We start from the raw sequence: 18,110 nt of genomic DNA, 5'->3' as shown, positions 1-18,110 counted from the left end.
ACAACGGGTATACCAAAGAAAGGTAATGAACGTGAGTGGATTGCTGACGCGCTGGCGACAGTTTGGCAGACGGTATTTTTGGCCGCATCTCCTGTTGGGGATGGTCGCGGCCAGCCTCGGCCTGCCTGCGCTAAGCAACGGCCATGAGACCGCGACGCCAGCGAAGGCGACCGCCAGCAACCATAATCCGAGCAAAGTTAATTTCTCCCAGCTGGCGCTGCTGGAGACGAATCGCCGGCCAAACTTTACCGTCGACTACTGGCATCAGCACGCCATTCGCACCGTTATTCGTCATCTCTCTTTCGCCATGGCGCCGCAGGCCTTGCCGGTGGCGGAAGAGGCGTCCCCGCTGCAGGCGCAGCATCTGGCGCTGCTCGACACGCTCAGCGCGCTGCTGACGCAGGACAGCACGCCGCCGGTGGTGTTCCGCCAGGCGGCGTATATCCCTTCCTCATATTCTGCCTTCCGCGTCGGCGCCTGGATAAGCCAGGTAGCGGGGATCCGCGCAGGGCCTCAACGTCTCAGCTGAAAATAACCACGGACTATCCTATTTTTTGTGACTCCGCACCGCGGGGCGTTTGAGATTTTATTATGCTTATTAAAATGTTAACCAAGGTTTTCGGCAGCCGTAACGACCGTACGCTGCGTCGTATGCGCAAAGTCGTCAATATCATCAACGGTATGGAACCGGCGATGGAAAAACTCTCTGATGACGAGCTGAAAGCGAAAACCGCTGAATTCCGCGCGCGCCTGGAAAAAGGCGAAGTGCTGGAAAACCTGATCCCTGAAGCTTTCGCCGTCGTTCGCGAAGCCAGTAAGCGCGTGTTCGGCATGCGTCACTTCGACGTCCAGCTGCTGGGCGGTATGGTGCTTAACGATCGCTGCATCGCCGAGATGCGTACCGGTGAAGGTAAAACCCTGACCGCGACCCTGCCGGCCTACCTCAACGCGCTGACCGGCAAAGGCGTTCACGTGGTGACCGTCAACGATTATCTGGCCCAGCGTGACGCCGAAAATAACCGCCCGCTGTTCGAATTCCTCGGCATGACCGTTGGCATCAACATGTCCGGCCTGCCGGCGCCGGCGAAGCGTGAAGCCTACGCTGCCGATATTACCTATGGCACCAACAACGAATACGGCTTCGATTACCTGCGCGACAACATGGCCTTCAGCCCGGAAGAGCGCGTTCAGCGTAAACTGCACTATGCGCTGGTGGATGAGGTGGACTCCATCCTGATCGATGAGGCGCGTACCCCGCTGATCATTTCCGGCCCGGCAGAAGACAGCTCTGAAATGTACCGCAAGGTCAACAAGATCATTCCACACCTGATCCGTCAGGAAAAAGAGGATTCGGACACCTTCACCGGCGAAGGCCACTTCTCGGTGGATGAAAAAGCGCGTCAGGTTAACCTGACCGAACGCGGTCTGGTGCTGATTGAAGAGCTGCTGGTACAGGAAGGCATTATGGATGAAGGTGAGTCCCTGTACTCCCCGACCAACATTATGCTGATGCACCACGTCACCGCCGCGCTGCGCGCCCATGCGCTGTTCACCCGCGACGTTGACTACATCGTTAAAGATGGCGAAGTTATCATCGTTGATGAGCACACTGGCCGTACGATGCAGGGCCGCCGCTGGTCAGATGGCCTGCACCAGGCCGTTGAGGCCAAAGAGGGCGTGGAGATCCAGAACGAGAACCAGACCCTGGCCTCTATCACCTTCCAGAACTATTTCCGTCTGTATGAGAAACTGGCGGGGATGACCGGTACCGCCGATACTGAAGCCTTTGAATTCAGCTCCATCTACAAGCTGGATACCGTGGTCGTCCCGACCAACCGTCCGATGATCCGTAAAGACATGGCGGATCTGGTCTATATGACCGAAGCGGAAAAAATTCAGGCGATTATCGAAGATATTAAAACCCGTACCGCAGCCGGTCAGCCGGTGTTGGTGGGGACAATCTCGATCGAGAAATCGGAAGTGGTTTCCCGTGAGCTAACCAAAGCCGGCATTAAGCACAACGTTCTGAACGCCAAGTTCCACGCCAGCGAAGCGGACATCGTCGCCCAGGCAGGCTATCCTTCCGCGGTGACCATCGCTACCAACATGGCGGGCCGTGGTACCGATATTATGCTCGGCGGTAGCTGGCAGGCGGAAGTCGCGGCGCTGGAAAACCCAACGCCTGAGCAGATTGAACAAATCAAAGCCGACTGGCAGGTGCGCCACGATGCGGTACTGGCCGCAGGCGGCCTGCACATCATCGGTACCGAGCGTCATGAATCACGCCGTATCGATAACCAGCTGCGCGGCCGTGCCGGTCGTCAGGGGGATGCCGGTTCTTCCCGCTTCTACCTGTCGATGGAAGATGCCCTGATGCGTATCTTCGCCTCCGATCGCGTATCCGGCATGATGCGTAAACTGGGGATGAAACCCGGCGAAGCCATTGAGCACCCGTGGGTCACCAAGGCTATCGCCAACGCACAGCGTAAAGTCGAGAGCCGTAACTTCGATATTCGTAAGCAGCTGCTGGAATATGATGATGTGGCCAACGACCAGCGCCGGGCAATTTACACCCAGCGTAACGAACTGCTGGACGTGTCTGACGTCAGCGAAACCATCAACAGCATCCGCGAAGACGTGTTTAAGGCGACTATCGATGCCCATATTCCGCCGCAGTCGCTGGAGGAAATGTGGGATATCGAAGGCCTGCAGGAGCGTCTGAAAAACGACTTCGACCTCGACCTGCCAATCAAAGAGTGGCTGGATAAAGAGCCGGAGCTGCATGAAGAGACCCTGCGCGAACGTATACTGCAGAGCGCGGTAGAAACCTACCAGCGTAAAGAAGAAGTGGTCGGCGCCGAAATGATGCGCCACTTCGAGAAAGGCGTGATGCTGCAGACCCTGGATTCGCTGTGGAAAGAACATCTGGCGGCGATGGACTACCTGCGCCAGGGTATCCACCTGCGCGGCTATGCGCAGAAAGATCCGAAGCAGGAGTACAAGCGCGAATCGTTCTCTATGTTTGCCGCGATGCTGGAGTCACTGAAGTATGAAGTGATCAGCACCCTGAGCAAAGTGCAGGTGCGGATGCCGGAAGAAGTCGAGGCGATGGAGCAGCAGCGTCGTGAAGAGGCCGAGCGCCTGGCGCAGATGCAGCAGCTCAGCCATCAGAGCGATGATGAAGCCGCTGCACAGGATCTGGCGGCGCAAACCGGCGAACGTAAAGTGGGGCGTAACGATCCCTGCCCGTGCGGTTCCGGTAAAAAATACAAACAGTGCCATGGCCGTCTGAGCTAAGGGCTGATAAAAAAACAAAGGCGCAGAGTTCTGCGCCTTTTTTATGGAGCTGATTCAATGAAAAAACTGCAAATCGCCGTAGGGATAATTCGCAATCCAGAAGGCGACATCTTTATTACCCAGCGCGCCGCCGATGCCCATATGGCGAATAAACTGGAGTTCCCGGGCGGGAAGATTGAATCTGCTGAAACGCCAGAGCAGGCGTTGATCCGCGAGCTACAGGAAGAGGTGGGGATTACGGTCACCACGTTTTCACTATTTGATAAGCTGGAGTATCAGTTCCCCGATCGCCACATTACGCTGTGGTTTTTCCTCGTGGAAAGCTGGGAAGGCGAGCCCTGGGGCAAAGAGGGGCAGCCGGGACAGTGGATGGCGCGGCAGGCGCTGGATCCGGCGGCGTTTCCCCCGGCGAATGAACCGGTTATCCGCAAACTTATCGCCCAGGGCTGAGCCCCGGGTCGGGAGACTAACCCAACAGGCGTTGGGTTAGCGTGCCGTCAAATCAGGGCTGCTGTTCGCTCCAGTCGTCGCTATCGGAGAGATCGCCCGCGCTGGGGATGCGCTTCTCCTCTGCTGCCCATTCTCCCAAATCGATCAGCTGGCAGCGCTTGCTGCAGAACGGACGATAGGGGCTTTGTTCGCCCCATACCACATTTTTGCCGCAGGTCGGACAATTGACGATAGTCTCTTCTGACATGTTATCTCCTTAACAGCAGGCCAGTTCAAAATCAAAGCGCTCCGGCACGATCCCATACTCACTGTCCAGCGGCAGGAAGCGGATGGCGAAACGGCTCTTATGGCCGGAGATCTGTGGATAAAGCTGGTGGGCCAGATCGAGACGCAGGCGCAGCAGATCGGCATCTTCGCCATTATCCTGATAAAAGCCATTGAGGCTGGTCTGTTTGCGAAACTGCCCGGAGTTACGGATCAGATCGAGGATCAGGCTCAGGGACTGGACCAAAGGATCGAGGCTGGCAAGCCAGCTGGCCACCTGCTCGTCACGATGCGCCTGCGGCATATGGAGCCAGATATGCAGGGTCGGTAAATCGAAGCTGCAGCAGCCGCCTGGGATACTCAGACGCTGACGCACTAGCGCAATCAGGCGATCTTCACGCAGAAACTGACCAATGCGCGGCGCGGCCATCAGGGTGCTGGAAGACTGCTTGAGCTGCTGGCGCAGCGCGTTAATGCGCTCCTGATCGACTCCCGGCACTTCTGCCCAGGACTGGAGCTTACGCTGCTGGCGCTCCAGCTCTTTGACCAGATCGGTACGCACCTCGCCGCGCTCCAGGACATCCAGCAGATCGCCGGCGTTACGGAAAAAATGGAGCGCATCGGCATGGCTGGCAATCATCGGATGGAAAGCCATCTGCTGGATCAGAAATTCGATGCGCAGCCAGGTGCGCATTTTCTCATTAAGAGGATGTTCAAACAGAACGGGGGTATGCATTACGAGTTTTCCTGTGAGGCGGCCTGCGATGCCAGCGTTAAGTACTTTTCGTGCAGGCGGGCAACATCCGATGCCACTGCATCCGGCGTGCCAGTGTTTTCAATAACATCGTCCGCGACGGCCAGGCGCTGCTCGCGCGTGGCCTGGGCGGCAAGAATATGTTCAGCATGTTCGCGGCTGACCTTATCGCGCAGCATGGTGCGTTCGATTTGCGTCTCTTTTGGCACATCGACGACCAGGACGCGATCGGCCTGGCTGGACAGGCGGTTTTCGACCAGCAAAGGTACGACCCAGAGGAGATAAGGGGAGGTGGCGGCCTGCATCTGGCGGCGCGTTTCCTGCTGAATTAGCGGATGCAACAGCGCGTTGAGCCAGGCTTTTTCCTCCACCTGAGCAAAAATTTTTTCCCGCAGCAGACGGCGGTTTAGCGTGCCGTCGGGCGCGATCATCTGTGGCCCGAAGTGGCCGGCAATGGCCTGGAGCGCCGGGGTGCCGGGTTCGACCACCTGGCGGGCGATAACATCGGCATCGATAACGTTAATCCCGAGCTGCGCGAAGGCGTCGGCAACCGTACTTTTACCGCTGCCAATCCCGCCTGTTAACGCGACTGTGTACCCCATATCTTCTGACCCTGAAACGGATTGCTCGTATTTTTTGGTATTCAGACAGCGAGGACGGGCAGTATGCCGGAGAGGCGACAGCGATCTTGTCGTGATGGCCCCGTGCCAACCGGGAGCGCCGTCCGCTATTCTGTTTATTTTAATCAAGCAAATCAAATGGTTAAAAATAATACGCTGGCGGGTGGAGACATAAGCGTTTTTTTCTCCATTCACCAGGTAAATTTATACGATTGTAGCGTAAAAAAAGTGAAAATCGCAGTCTTGCGCGGGTCTGATTCGTGCGTATGATAACGTCACTGGAGTTGTGCTCTTACATTAATGCCATTAACCCCAGGAATTCGCACATGCGTATTGAAGAAGATCTGAAGCTTGGTTTCAAAGACGTTCTTATCCGCCCGAAACGCTCTACCCTCAAAAGCCGTTCTGATGTTGAGCTGGAACGTGAATTCACCTTTAAACATTCAGGCCTGACCTGGTCCGGCGTGCCGATTATTGCGGCAAACATGGATACCGTCGGCACCTTCAGCATGGCGAAAGCGCTGGCCACTTTTGGCATTCTTACCGCAGTACACAAGCACTACACCGCAGAAGAATGGCAGGCGTTTGTCCAGAGCGTATCCGCAGACGTTCTCAAGCATGTGATGGTTTCCACCGGTACTTCCGACGCGGATTTCGATAAAACGCAACAGATCCTCTCTGAGAACCCACAGTTGAATTTTGTGTGCATTGACGTCGCCAATGGCTACTCTGAACACTTCGTTCAGTTTGTGGCGAAGGCGCGCGAAGCCTGGCCGCAAAAAACCATTATCGCCGGGAACGTGGTCACCGGTGAAATGTGCGAAGAGCTGATCCTCTCCGGCGCCGATATCGTCAAAGTTGGCATTGGCCCGGGGTCCGTTTGCACCACCCGTGTCAAAACCGGGGTCGGCTACCCGCAGCTCTCCGCCGTGATCGAGTGTGCTGATGCCGCACACGGCCTTGGCGGCCAGATCATCAGCGATGGCGGTTGCACCATGCCGGGCGATGTGGCGAAAGCCTTCGGCGGCGGCGCTGATTTCGTGATGCTCGGCGGTATGCTGGCGGGCCACGAAGAGAGCGGCGGTACTGTGGTTGAAGAGAACGGTGAAAAATTCATGCTGTTTTACGGTATGAGCTCTGAGTCGGCGATGACCCGCCATGTGGGCGGTGTCGCGAAATACCGCGCGGCGGAAGGGAAAACCGTGAAGCTGCCGCTGCGTGGCCCGGTGGACAATACCGCGCGCGACATTCTCGGCGGCCTGCGTTCAGCCTGCACCTACGTTGGCGCCTCGCGACTGAAAGAGCTGACCAAACGCACCACCTTTATCCGCGTTCAGGAACAAGAGAACCGGGTATTCAACAGCCTGTAACCGGCTGCGCTGGCGCCTGCGCGGTGCCAGCGTTTCTCATCCTCCCGCCCCGCCAATGGCATCGCCCAGGTGAAAAACGGGCAAATACATCGCCACCACCAGGATCCCAACCAGCGAGCCGGTTATTACCAGCATCAGGGGTTCCAGATGCGCAGCCAGACTGTCGGCTCGCTGATGGGTCTGCTCACGATGATGATGCGCCAGGTTTTCCAGCATCTGATCCAGCGCCCCCGCGCTTTCCCCCGTACGGATGAGCTGCAGACACAGCGGTGTAAATCCGCCGCAGCGGCTTAACGCCTGCCAGATCGGATCCCCCTGAACGATCAGCGCGCGGGCCTGCGCCAGGCGCTGGCGCCACAGCGGGCACGACAGGGTCTCTTCAACGCTTTGCAGCCCCTGCAGAAAGCTGATACCGGCGCTTTGGGTTAACGCCAGAACGGTGAATATCAGGCTCAGCTGTTGGCCGCCGATCAGGGGGCCGACGAGAGGGAGCGCGTTAAGCAACTGCTGGCGACGCAGCAGCCAGTCGGCGCGCTGCCGGACCAGCTGGTTGAGCAGCAGCGGGCTCAGCAGAAAGGCCAACAGCAACGGCCAGCCGCGGCTCAGCATGTCGCCTGCCGCAATAACCATTCGCGTCAACAACGGCAGCGGCGTATTGAACGTCTGGTAGATGGCGGTGAATTCGGGAAGGACAAAATAGAGCATTCCAAGCACCACCAGCAGCGCCAGAGTGAGCACGATTAGCGGGTAGCGCAGCGCCTTTTTGACCTTGCCGGCAAGCCGCTGCTGCTCCTGCTGCTGGTTGGCCAGCTGCTGGCAGCAAATATCGAGCTTGCCCGTCAGTTCGCCGGTGCTAATCATCGCCAGATACAGTGGCGGAAAAGCCTGCGGCCACTGCGCCAGTGCGGCAGAGAAGGCTACGCCCTGGGCCAGTTCGCGGCCCAGCGCCTCAAGCAGTGCCTGCCACTGCGCATGCGGTTGCTGCTGCGCCAACAGCGATAACCCTTCCGCCAGCGGTAGCCCGGCCTGCAGCAGGGTTGCCAACTGGCGGATGGTTTCGCTGCTGTAGCGCGGGTGCCACAGGCTTTGCTTCACCGAACAGCGGTGTATAGCCAGCGGCATGATGCGCTGCTGCTGGAGGTGATGCAGCACCTCCGGACGACTGGCTTGCCATAGCATCCCCTGACAAGGAGCGCCTTGTGCATCGACGCCTCGCCAGCGCCAGAGACGCTTAGTCGCCATGGGGGATCCCCAGCACCCGCACCACCTCTTCGAGGCTCGTCAACCCCTGTTCGATAGCCTGACATCCGCTTTCAAAAAGCGTCATCATGCCCGCGGCTCGCGCCAGAGATTCGATCTCAAGGGCGTTAAGTCCCTGGACTATCCCCTGACGTAGCCCCGGGGTGACAGGCAAGACCTCAAACAGCGCCAGACGGCCATGATACCCGTGATAACAGTGTTCGCAGCCTGCTGCCTGCCAGCGCGGCAGCGGGCGGGGCCACAGACTGTGCGGCAGGTCGGCGGCGCTGCCGGCATTGCGCCGGCAGTGGGGGCACAGCTTGCGGACCAGACGCTGGGCGATAACCAGCGAGAGCGCAGAAGAGATCATCCAGCGGGCGATGCCCATTTGCTGCAGGCGAGTGAGGGTTTCGCTGGTGGAATTGGTGTGCAGGGTAGAGAGCACCAGATGGCCCGTTTGAGCGGCTTTCAGCGCGATTTCAGCGGTTTCGGCATCGCGGATTTCACCCACCATCACAATATCCGGGTCCTGGCGTAACAGGGCGCGCAGCACGCTGTGAAAGGTCAGCCCGGCGCGCGGATTGATTTGCGTCTGGTTCATCCCGGCGATAGGGATCTCCAGAGGATCCTCGACGCTACAGATGTTCACTTGCTCCCGGTTTCGGGCCTGCAGGGCGCTGTAGAGGGTCACCGTTTTCCCGCTTCCGGTTGGGCCAGTGACCAGCAGCAGCCCCTGCGGCTGATTCAGCGCCTGGCGAAAGGCCGCCAGCTGAGAGGATGAGAGGCCGAGAGCCTCCAGATCCAGCGCCTGGTCAACCTGATGCAGAAGGCGCAGGACAATTTTCTCGCCATAGCGGCAGGGCAGGGTGGCGATGCGAAAGGAGAGCGGCCGTCCGGCGAGGTTCAGCGCGAACTGACCATCCTGCGGCAAACGATGCTCGGCGATATCGAGATTGGCCATCACCTTGAGTCGTGCGATAACCGGCGCGGCCAGCTCGGGCGCCAGCAGCGGCAGCGCGTGTAGCACGCCATCGACACGCAGGCGGATCCTTAAGTGCGCTTCCGTGGGCTCGATATGAATATCGGACGCCCGCTGACGCAGGGCCTGCTCGAGGATCTGGTTGACCCGCTCGGCGATGTTTTCCGGCCCTGCATTTTGCGCCAGCAGCGCCTGCTTTTCCTGGACTTGCAGGCGCTTATCCATCTGCTCCTGGCTCCAGCATTCAATATCGATCCGTTTTTGCGTCGCGAAACGCAGCGCCTCCATTAGCTCCGTCGGTGGGGTATCGACCACCGCAATGGATATCGTCTGCTCATCGCTGTGTAGCAGCAGGGCGTGATGGCGACGACAGAGAGGGATCAGCTGTTCTGTTTTCATGTTGTCGCCCTCACTTCACCCGGAAGACGTCTTCGCAGGCCTGCTGAAGTGCGCTGTTGTCGGTGATAGTGCAGACCCGCTGCCAACCGGTGACGCCTTCGGCGTTATCCCAGGTCGGGGTCAGGGTGACGCCCAGTCCGTTGAGACTTTCCTGGCCGGTGAGGGTAACGACGCCTTTGGCCACGCTCATGGCGGAGAGGTAGCGCGTGGTTGTTGGCGAGGGGATGCCATTGCTGCCGCCGTCGCATGTCGTCAGGCCGCCATGATCGAGCGCGCAAAGTTCGATTGCCGTCCGGTAGGGGACAAAGGTCTGCAGCAGGTCGGTGAGGGCGGCTTTACGCAGGTAGTTCTGGTAGGCCGGGATGCCGATGGCGCTGAGAATGGCGATGATGCCGATGACCACCATCAGTTCAATCAGGGTAAAACCTTGTTGTTTATCCATAAGTCGCTCCTTGTTGTGACAGGAGCACTGTGACGGGATTCTGGGGGGCAGGCGAGGAGACGAAAACGATCCGGGAAACCGGGTTCCAGGGTTTTTACCGGTATTGCATGGCGAGCAAGAGCGACTGCGAGTCGGGTCGCAAATTCAGGCCTTCACGCCCGGAAGCGTGAAGGCCAAATCCTCAGCGGAAACGCATCGACAGGTCGAGCGCCTGCACATGTTTGGTCAGGGCCCCGACGGAGATATAGTCGACCCCGGTCTCGGCAAATTCGCGGATAGTGTCAAAGGTGACGTTGCCGGAGACCTCCAGCGCCGCCTGGCCAGCGGTGATTTTCACCGCCTCGCGCATCAGGTCGGTGGTGAAGTTATCGAGCATAATGATATCGGCCCCGGCTTTTAACGCCTGCTCCAGCTCATCCAGCGTTTCCACTTCCACTTCCACCGGCACATCAGGATGCAGCCAGAACGCCTTCTCCACCGCCTGACGGATCGAGCCGGAGGCGATGATGTGGTTTTCTTTAATCAGGAAAGCGTCGAACAGCCCCAGACGGTGGTTGGCGCCGCCGCCGCAGAGAACCGCGTATTTCAGCGCGGTACGCAGCCCTGGCAGCGTTTTACGCGTATCCAGAAGTTGGGTTTTGGTGCCGGCCAGCAGGTCGACATAGCGGCGGACGACGCTGGCGACGCCGGAGAGGGTTTGCACAAAGTTCAGCGCCGTACGTTCGCCAGTGAGCAGAATGCGCGATGGGCCTTCCAGCTCGAACAGGGGTTGATCGGCTTTGACCGCGTCGCCATCGGCGACGTGCCAGGTGATCGTCACGTCGTCACCGGCGAGCTGAATGAAGACCTCTTCCACCCAGCGTTTACCACAGAAGACGCCATCTTCGCGGGTAATGACCACCGCATGGGAGCGTGCATCCTGCGGCAATAATTGTGCGCTAATATCGTTGCTGGCGTCGACTTCGCCGCCCAAATCTTCCCGCAGGGAGTGTGCGACAGCATCGGTAATATCGAGATTAATTCGTTCCAGCAGCACGTCACGGCGGCGGTCGGGGTTGTAACGACGAGGCGACATGATAAAGCTCCAGATAGATAAGATTCAGAAGTGGGAAACATGCTAACCTGAACGACGTTTCAGTACCATACACACTTCATCCTTTGGGCCGGCGTGTGGCCCGGAAGCATGAGTTCGCGAAAGGAGATCCCGCATGCAGTTGAACGAGGGATGGCTGGTCGGCGCGCGTCGGGTTCCCTCGCCGCACCATGACTGCCGTCCGGATGAAGAAGCCCCTTCCTTACTGGTGGTGCATAACATTAGCCTGCCACCAGGTGAATTTGGTGGTCCATGGATTGACGCGCTGTTCACCGGCACCCTGGATCCGCACGCGCATCCTTTCTTTGCCGAGATCGCTCATCTGCGCGTTTCGGCGCATTGTCTGATTCGGCGTGATGGTGAAATCGTGCAGTATGTGCCTTTCGATAAGCGTGCGTGGCATGCGGGGGTCTCCTGCTATCAGGGGCGCGAACGCTGCAATGACTTTTCCATCGGCATAGAGCTGGAAGGCACGGATACCCTGGCGTATACCGATGCGCAGTACCAGCAGCTGGCGGCGGTGACGGATCTGCTTATCACGATTTATCCTGCCATCGCCACAAACATCACGGGCCATAGCGATATCGCGCCCGTGCGCAAGACAGACCCGGGACCGGCCTTTGACTGGAAAAAATTTCGTGCGCTGCTCAGCGCGCCGTCAGAAAAGGAGACCTCATGACGCTGTTTACTACGCTGCTGGTGCTTATCGCTGAACGCCTGTTTAAACTGGGCGAACACTGGCAGCTTGATCATCGGCTGGAGGTGGTGTTCCGCCGGATAAAACATTTCTCGTTGCCGGGAACGCTGCTGATGACCCTGGTCGCCGTCGCGGTGGTCTACCTCATTCAGCGCTTGCTGCAGGGGCAGCTGTTCAACGTACCGCTGCTGGTGTTCTGGATCTTGCTGGGTCTGCTGTGCATCGGCGCCGGCAAGGTTCGGCTGCACTATCATGCCTATCTGAAAGCGGCGTCGCGCAATGACAGCCGCGCCTGCGATGCGATGGCCAGCGAGCTGACGTTGATCCATGGCGTCCCGCCGGGCTGTGATGAGCGCGAGTACCTTAGCGAACTGCAAAATGCGCTGTTATGGATTAACTATCGTTACTACCTGGCGCCACTCTTTTGGTTTGTGGTGGGGGGGGCGTGGGGGCCGCTGACGCTTATCGCTTATTGCGTTCTGCGCGCCTGGCAGACGTGGCTGGCGCGCTACCAGACGCCGCATCATCGTTTGCAGTCTGGAATCGATGGTATCCTGCATATTGTCGACTGGCTGCCGGTGCGTCTGGTGGGGGTTGTCTATGCCCTGGTGGGGCATGGAGAGAAAGCGCTTCCGGCGTGGTTTGCATCGTTAGGCGACCGCCATTCGTCGCAGTATCAGGTATTGACCCGCCTGGCGCAGTATTCCCTGGCCCGTGAACCGCACGTGGATAAAGTGGCGACCCCAAAGGCCGCGGTGTCGATGGCCAAGAAAACCTCGCTGGTGGTGGTGGTGATCATGGCGCTGCTGACGATTTACGGCACCCTGGTGTAACGGCCTGCGCCCGTACTCTATCTGTCAGGATACCCCACCTGCGGGGCTTTGATTGCCGGATGGCGCTGCGCTTATCCGGCCTGGGGCTCACACCACGCAGGCCGGCAAGCAACAGCGCCGCCGGGCGCTATATCTGACGCCGCGCTTGTCATGTTGCCGGGGGGCGGCTTCGCCTGACCCGGCCTGGAGAACCCGCGCCTGCGGGCAGCATACCGAACCGCTACAGCGTATCCGCCGGCGGGATGCCGAAGTCGGGCATGCCGTCCTCTCTCCAGGCGACGAGTTTTAGCCGCGTATGACGATTGGGATCATACAGCGGGTCGCCTTCAATCTCGGTGTAATTCCGCGCGTGATATACCAGCACATCTTCCCCCGCCGGCGTTTGGGTAAAACTGTTATGGCCCGGGCCATACTGGCGGTTTTCATAGCTGGTCCGGAACACTGGCTGCGGGGCTTTATGCCAGTTTTCCGGCTGCAGCGGATCGGCCTCCCGGTCGATCCAGAGCAATCCCATGCAGTAGTTTTCATCGGTGGCGCTGGCGGAATAGCTGATGAAAAGCTTATCGCCATGCACCAGCACCGCGGGTCCTTCATTGACCTTAAATCCCCGGCACTCCCAGTCGAACTCCGGCTTGCTCAGCATGACCGGCTCGCCTTTTAGCGTCCACGGGTTGGCCATTTCAGCGAGATACAGGTTTGAGTTGCCCTCGATATGCGGAGATTTTTGCGCCCACAGGTACCAGCGTTTGCCCTGATGGATAAAGGTGGTGGCATCGAGGGCGAAGGTATCGAAAGGCGTCTCCACCTGGCCTTTTTCCTGCCAGCGGCCGGTCAGCGGATCGCTGTCGGCGCACTCGATAACGAACATGCGATGCTGGAACATGCCCAGCGCATCCAGATCGTGGGTATAGGTGGCGGCAAAATAGATATACCACTTACCGTCTATCTCATGTAGCTCCGGCGCCCAAATCAGCTGGCTCATCGGCCCGCTTTGCGGTGCGCGCCACACCACTACCGGCTCAGCATCGCGCAATCCCTCAAGGGTTGCCGCGCGCCGGATCTCCAGCCGGTCGTATTCCGGCACTGAGGCAATAAAGTAGTAATGATTCAGGTGGCGCAGAATAAAGGGATCTGCGCGTTGCTCAATAAAGGGGTTTGGCCAGTTGTTCATCAGGCTTTCCTTACGTGTTCACTGGTTTTCAGTTCCTGGTATTCATTCAGCTCGCTGTAGTTGCTGCGGCGCTTCTCTAAATCGCTCTGAATCTGGCGCATCAGGGTGCGGTCAACTTTAAGCAGGCGCACCACGCCGGCGGTGATCAGGTAGCCGACGCCGGGGATGACCGAGAACAGCAGCACGATGCCGTTGAGGGCCGAGGCGCTTTGCGCTTTGGCGCCGGCGTCGTAGCCGTACCATGACAGCAGGAATCCGACCATCGCCCCGGCGACCGCCAGGCCGACTTTAAGGAAAAACAGATTGCCGGAGAAGCTAATACCGGTGATGCGTTTGCCGGTTTTCCACTCGCCGTAGTCGTCAACATCGGACATCAGCGACCAGTGCAGCGGGGAGGGGATCTGATGCAGGATATTGAGCAGGAAGTAGAGCACCATAATCAGCGTGGTGGCGTGCGGATTAAAGAAATAGAAGGCGCAGGAGAAGATCGCCAGCACGATGTTGGTCCAGAAGAAGACCTGCAGTTTGCACCAGCGGTCGGTGAGGACTTTTGCCAGCATGCTGCCAATCATCATCCCGACCACGCCGAGGCTGATAAACAGCGTGGCAAAATGGGTGCTTTGCCCCATCACCCAGGTGACGTAGTACATGGTGGCGGCCATGCGGATAAAGCCCGGACAGACGTTGCATAGCGTGAGCAGCAGGATGCGTACCCACTGGTCATTTTTCCACACGTCTTTGAGATCTTTTTTCAGTTCATCATTGGTCTGCACCGCCGGGTGGATGCGTTCGCGCACGGTGGCAAAGCAGAACAGGAACATACACATGCCGATAAAGGCCAGCACGGTCATCGCCATCTGATAGCCTTTCGCTTTATCGGCGCCGCCGAACCAGTCGGCCATGGGCAGCAGCGTCAATGACAGCAACAGCGTGGCGATACCCACCATCACGAAACGATAGGACTGGCAGGCAACACGTTCTTTCGGGTCGGCGGTCATCACCGTTCCCAGCGAGCAGTAGGGTATATTAATCGCGGTATAGGTAATCGACAGCAGAAAGTAGGTGACAAACGCATAGATGACTTTGCTGTTATAGGTCCACTCAGGAGTGGTGAACATCAGCACGCTGAACAGGGCGTAGGGGAAGGCAATCCACAGCAGCCATGGACGAAAGCGGCCATATTTACTGCGGGTGCGGTCGGCGAGGGCGCCCATGATCGGGTCGGTCACCGCATCGATGACGCGCACCGACAGCAGCAGTACGCCCACCAGCGCCGGCGCCAGGCCGAAGATATCGGTATAAAAATAGTTAACAAACAGCATGATGGCGCCAAAGATGATATTGCATCCGGCATCCCCCATCCCATAACCAATCTTTTCTTTTATTGAAAGTCTATTGTCTGCCATGTGCGGTCTCTCCGTTGCAGTATGGAGAGAATTATTGGCTGCTATCGAGAGAATTACGTTGCAGGAACGCGTTGACGATATGGATAAATAAGCTATGGAAGGGAAAGTGTGAAGCAGATAACAATGCTCTGCGCCCGTTATTAAGGGAGGGCGCAGAGCAAAGAGAATTATTGATGAGATGTATTATTGTGCTTTTACGGTGGCGGCGGCTTTCTGTTTAAACAGATAACCCACGCCCAGCACTGCGATCCATACCGGGATCAGCCAAACGGAAATCGCCATCCCCGGGGTCATCAGCATAATGATCAGCACCGCGGCCATAAACAGCAGGCACACCCAGTTACCCAGCGGGTAGAAGAGGGCGGGGAAGCGGGTGGTGACGCCCTGCTGCTGTTTGGCGCGACGGAATTTGATATGCGCGAGGCTGATCATCGCCCAGTTGATCACCAGGGCGGATACCACCAGTGCCATCAGCAGGCCAAATGCGGATTCCGGCGCCAGGTAGTTGATCAGCACACACAGGGCGGTGACCACGGCGGAGACGAGAATGGTATTGACCGGCACGCCGCGTTTGTCGACGCTGAGCAGCGCTTTCGGCGCGTTCCCCTGCTGGGCAAGGCCGAACAGCATACGGCTGTTGCAGTAGACGCAGCTGTTATACACCGACAGGGCCGCCGTCAGCACCACCACGTTGAGGGCGTTTGCCACCAGCGTATCGCCAAGCTCATGGAAAATCAGGACGAACGGACTGGTGTCCGCGGTCACGCGCGTCCACGGCAGCAGCGAGAGCAGGACCGCCAGCGAGCCAACATAGAAGATCAGGATACGGTAGATAACCTGGTTGGTGGCTTTCGGAATGCTTTGCTCCGGGTTATCCGCTTCCGCCGCGGTGATACCCACCAGCTCGAGACCGCCGAAGGAGAACATAATGATCGCCATCATCATCACCAGCCCGGTAAAGCCGTGCGGCAGGAACCCGCCTTGATCCCACAGGTTACGTACCGTCGCCTGCGGGCCGCCGTTGCCGCTGAACAGCAGCCAGCCGCCGAACAAAATCATCGCCACGACGGCGACCACTTTGATAATGGCAAACCAGAACTCCATTTCACCGAACACTTTCACGTTGGTCAGGTTAATGGCGTTGATGGCGATGAAGAAAACCGCCGCTGAGGCCCAGGTCGGGATTTCCGGCCACCAGAACTGGATATATTTGCCGACGGCGGTCAGTTCCGCCATGGCCACCAGGACATACAGCACCCAGTAGTTCCAGCCGGAGGCGAAGCCGGCAAAGCCGCCCCAGTATTTATAAGCAAAGTGGCTAAACGAACCGGCTACCGGCTCTTCCACCACCATTTCGCCCAGCTGACGCATGATCAGAAAGGCGATAAAACCGGCAATCGCATAACCAAGAATGATACCCGGGCCGGCGGACTGAATGACGGACGCGCTCCCCAGAAACAGGCCGGTGCCGATAGCCCCGCCCAGCGCGATGAGCTGGATATGGCGGTTTTTGAGGCCGCGCTTCAGCCGATCGCCGTGCTGTTGACCTTCCATATGAAACCTCGTGTGTGGTTATTTTTTGTGTACGTCATCCGTCAGGTTGCTGCTTCACTGCTGTCCCTGCCAGAAAGCATAGCCAGCGAAAATTTGGGCGAAGTGGCCCACTTTTTACCTGAGTGATGGCGCGCACATATTGTTGTGTTTGTGTATTTTTGGACTTCCGTTTCTGTATTGTTTTGTTTACGGAAGGCGGTGCAGTAATTCAGAAAAAGGCCTTTCGTCTCAGGGAGAATAGTGGTAAGCGCGCTTGAATGCACCTGCTTTATGAAGGGATGATGACCATGTGTTTAAAAAGACATCAATAGACACATTCAGTATTATTCCGACGCATTGTTCTCATTTGGTTATTTATTCGTATTTACTGCCTTTATATTCACTTATCTGGTCGTTGAATCGGTTCAGATAGCGTAATTTTTCGTTTCCATTAAGTTAATGCTACCTCTTTATGAGTAAACGTAACATTTGTGCAAGGTTACATTTCTGAAATGTTATTTCTGTAAGGTTGTTAAAATGTCCGTGGTTTACTGATTTCAATCAAAACCTGTATGGACAGAAGGTGAATACTTTGTTACTTTAGCGCTACGAACTTTAAATTGGTAAGACCAATTGACTCCGGGCTAATGGCAGAGACAGGGAATATGGCCTACAGCAAAATCCGCCAACCAAAATTATCCGATGTGATAGAGCAGCAGCTGGAGTTTCTGATCCTTGAGGGGACCTTGCGCCCCGGTGAAAAACTCCCGCCTGAACGCGAACTGGCTAAACAGTTCGACGTTTCCCGCCCCTCGCTGCGTGAGGCGATTCAACGCCTCGAAGCCAAGGGCCTGTTGCTTCGTCGTCAGGGAGGTGGAACGTTTGTACAGAGCCGCCTGTGGCAGAGCTTCAGCGATCCGCTGGTCGAGCTGCTGTCCGATCACCCTGAATCCCAATTCGATCTGCTTGAGACCCGTCACGCGCTGGAAGGCATTGCGGCCTATTACGCGGCGCTGCGCAGCAATGATGAAGATCGCGACCGTATCCGCGAGCTGCATCAGGCTATTGAGCGGGCTCAGCAGTCGGGCGATCTGGACGCCGAGTCCGGCGCCGTCGTCCAGTACCAAATCGCCGTCACCGAGGCGGCACACAATGTGGTTTTGCTCCATCTGCTAAGGTGTATGGAGCCGATGCTGGCGCAAAACGTGCGTCAGAACTTTGAATTGCTGTATGCCCGCCGGGAAATGCTCCCGTTGGTCAGCAACCATCGCACTCGCATTTTCGAGGCGATAATGGCCGGGGAGCCGGAGCAGGCGCGTGAGGCGTCGCACCGTCACCTGGCGTTCATTGAGGAAATTTTGCTGGACCGTAGCCGTGAGCAGAGTCGTAGAGAACGCTCGCTGCGTCGTTTACAGCAACGAAAGGACGAGAACTCCGGTTCTTAAGCGCCATTTTTAGAGCGCGGCAACTAAACGCAGAACCTGTCTTATTGAATTTTTGGTTGTTCAAAGGTGAAGAACGAAGAGTTCAATGGGACAGGTTCCAGATTAATCAACGATTAGA

Annotated in this window: 17 protein-coding genes; 7 read left to right on the top strand and 10 right to left on the bottom strand. The window is 57.6% G+C overall.

What is annotated here, in order from left to right; genetic code table 11:
* The first annotated feature begins 31 nt into the window (after window positions 1-31).
* The 3 genes from secM to mutT all read left to right on the top strand — a co-directional run bounded on the left by secM (window position 32) and on the right by mutT (window position 3,747).
* Entirely contained in the window at window positions 32-529 is a 498-nt protein-coding gene (gene secM, locus LGM20_RS21340) for a secA translation cis-regulator SecM (protein WP_197970852.1), read from the top strand.
* Between the two features lie 62 nt (window positions 530-591).
* Window positions 592-3,297 (top strand): preprotein translocase subunit SecA, encoded by a 2,706-nt coding sequence (gene secA, locus LGM20_RS21335; RefSeq protein ID WP_023291985.1) that lies wholly within the window; start codon window positions 592-594, stop codon window positions 3,295-3,297.
* A 57-nt stretch (window positions 3,298-3,354) separates the two neighbouring features.
* Complete coding sequence (gene mutT / locus LGM20_RS21330; RefSeq protein WP_004204347.1) at window positions 3,355-3,747, top strand: 8-oxo-dGTP diphosphatase MutT; 393 nt, start codon at window positions 3,355-3,357, stop codon at window positions 3,745-3,747.
* A 52-nt stretch (window positions 3,748-3,799) separates the two neighbouring features.
* Here mutT and yacG read toward each other — a convergent pair whose 3' ends face one another.
* From yacG to coaE, 3 genes are read right to left on the bottom strand one after another with little or no spacing between them, the layout of a single operon-like run.
* The gene (gene yacG, locus LGM20_RS21325) at window positions 3,800-3,994 is read right to left on the bottom strand and encodes a DNA gyrase inhibitor YacG (RefSeq protein ID WP_004204348.1); all 195 of its coding nucleotides are present in this window, start codon (window positions 3,992-3,994) and stop codon (window positions 3,800-3,802) included.
* A 9-nt stretch (window positions 3,995-4,003) separates the two neighbouring features.
* Complete coding sequence (gene zapD / locus LGM20_RS21320; RefSeq protein ID WP_017901182.1) at window positions 4,004-4,747, bottom strand: cell division protein ZapD; 744 nt, start codon at window positions 4,745-4,747, stop codon at window positions 4,004-4,006.
* Window positions 4,747-5,367 (bottom strand): dephospho-CoA kinase, encoded by a 621-nt coding sequence (coaE, locus tag LGM20_RS21315; RefSeq protein WP_032453842.1) that lies wholly within the window; start codon window positions 5,365-5,367, stop codon window positions 4,747-4,749. Before coaE ends, zapD begins: the two co-directional genes overlap by 1 nt.
* A gap of 344 nt (window positions 5,368-5,711) precedes the next feature.
* On the opposite strand from coaE, the gene LGM20_RS21310 reads away from it, so the two are divergent.
* The gene (locus tag LGM20_RS21310) at window positions 5,712-6,755 is read left to right on the top strand and encodes a GMP reductase (protein WP_023291988.1); all 1,044 of its coding nucleotides are present in this window, start codon (window positions 5,712-5,714) and stop codon (window positions 6,753-6,755) included.
* A gap of 36 nt (window positions 6,756-6,791) precedes the next feature.
* Here LGM20_RS21310 and hofC read toward each other — a convergent pair whose 3' ends face one another.
* The 4 genes from hofC to nadC all read right to left on the bottom strand — a co-directional run bounded on the left by hofC (window position 6,792) and on the right by nadC (window position 10,889).
* Window positions 6,792-7,997 (bottom strand): protein transport protein HofC, encoded by a 1,206-nt coding sequence (hofC, locus tag LGM20_RS21305; protein ID WP_044521027.1) that lies wholly within the window; start codon window positions 7,995-7,997, stop codon window positions 6,792-6,794.
* On the bottom strand, window positions 7,987-9,372 hold the full coding sequence (gene gspE / locus LGM20_RS21300) for a type II secretion system protein GspE (RefSeq protein ID WP_044521028.1): 1,386 nt from the start codon (window positions 9,370-9,372) through the stop codon (window positions 7,987-7,989). The genes hofC and gspE overlap by 11 nt, the downstream gene beginning before the upstream one ends.
* A gap of 10 nt (window positions 9,373-9,382) precedes the next feature.
* Window positions 9,383-9,814 (bottom strand): prepilin peptidase-dependent pilin, encoded by a 432-nt coding sequence (gene ppdD, locus LGM20_RS21295; protein ID WP_044521029.1) that lies wholly within the window; start codon window positions 9,812-9,814, stop codon window positions 9,383-9,385.
* A gap of 181 nt (window positions 9,815-9,995) precedes the next feature.
* On the bottom strand, window positions 9,996-10,889 hold the full coding sequence (gene nadC / locus LGM20_RS21290; RefSeq protein ID WP_023291991.1) for a carboxylating nicotinate-nucleotide diphosphorylase: 894 nt from the start codon (window positions 10,887-10,889) through the stop codon (window positions 9,996-9,998).
* Window positions 10,890-11,022: 133 nt separating this feature from the next.
* Between nadC and ampD the strand changes: the two genes are divergently transcribed.
* Both ampD and ampE read left to right on the top strand, forming a co-directional pair.
* Complete coding sequence (gene ampD / locus LGM20_RS21285) at window positions 11,023-11,586, top strand: 1,6-anhydro-N-acetylmuramyl-L-alanine amidase AmpD (protein WP_023291992.1); 564 nt, start codon at window positions 11,023-11,025, stop codon at window positions 11,584-11,586.
* The gene (gene ampE, locus LGM20_RS21280; protein ID WP_032453846.1) at window positions 11,583-12,437 is read left to right on the top strand and encodes a beta-lactamase regulator AmpE; all 855 of its coding nucleotides are present in this window, start codon (window positions 11,583-11,585) and stop codon (window positions 12,435-12,437) included. Before ampD ends, ampE begins: the two co-directional genes overlap by 4 nt.
* A 220-nt stretch (window positions 12,438-12,657) precedes the next feature.
* Here ampE and LGM20_RS21275 read toward each other — a convergent pair whose 3' ends face one another.
* The 3 genes from LGM20_RS21275 to aroP all read right to left on the bottom strand — a co-directional run bounded on the left by LGM20_RS21275 (window position 12,658) and on the right by aroP (window position 16,568).
* Complete coding sequence (locus LGM20_RS21275; RefSeq protein ID WP_044521030.1) at window positions 12,658-13,608, bottom strand: glycoside hydrolase family 43 protein; 951 nt, start codon at window positions 13,606-13,608, stop codon at window positions 12,658-12,660.
* Window positions 13,608-15,014: a glycoside-pentoside-hexuronide (GPH):cation symporter gene (locus tag LGM20_RS21270; RefSeq protein WP_017901173.1), complete on the bottom strand. Its 1,407-nt coding sequence runs from the start codon at window positions 15,012-15,014 to the stop codon at window positions 13,608-13,610. Before LGM20_RS21270 ends, LGM20_RS21275 begins: the two co-directional genes overlap by 1 nt.
* A gap of 183 nt (window positions 15,015-15,197) precedes the next feature.
* On the bottom strand, window positions 15,198-16,568 hold the full coding sequence (aroP, locus tag LGM20_RS21265; RefSeq protein WP_023291995.1) for an aromatic amino acid transporter AroP: 1,371 nt from the start codon (window positions 16,566-16,568) through the stop codon (window positions 15,198-15,200).
* A gap of 644 nt (window positions 16,569-17,212) precedes the next feature.
* On the opposite strand from aroP, the gene pdhR reads away from it, so the two are divergent.
* Window positions 17,213-17,992, top strand: coding sequence for a pyruvate dehydrogenase complex transcriptional repressor PdhR (gene pdhR / locus LGM20_RS21260; protein WP_002888699.1), 780 nt, complete (start codon window positions 17,213-17,215; stop codon window positions 17,990-17,992).
* Window positions 17,993-18,110: the final 118 nt, after the last annotated feature.

The organism is Klebsiella quasipneumoniae subsp. quasipneumoniae (assembly GCF_020525925.1).
GTDB lineage: Bacteria > Pseudomonadota > Gammaproteobacteria > Enterobacterales > Enterobacteriaceae > Klebsiella > Klebsiella quasipneumoniae.
The sequence above is the reverse complement of the archived record's forward strand: the minus strand, read 5'-3'. Positions and strand labels throughout refer to the sequence as shown.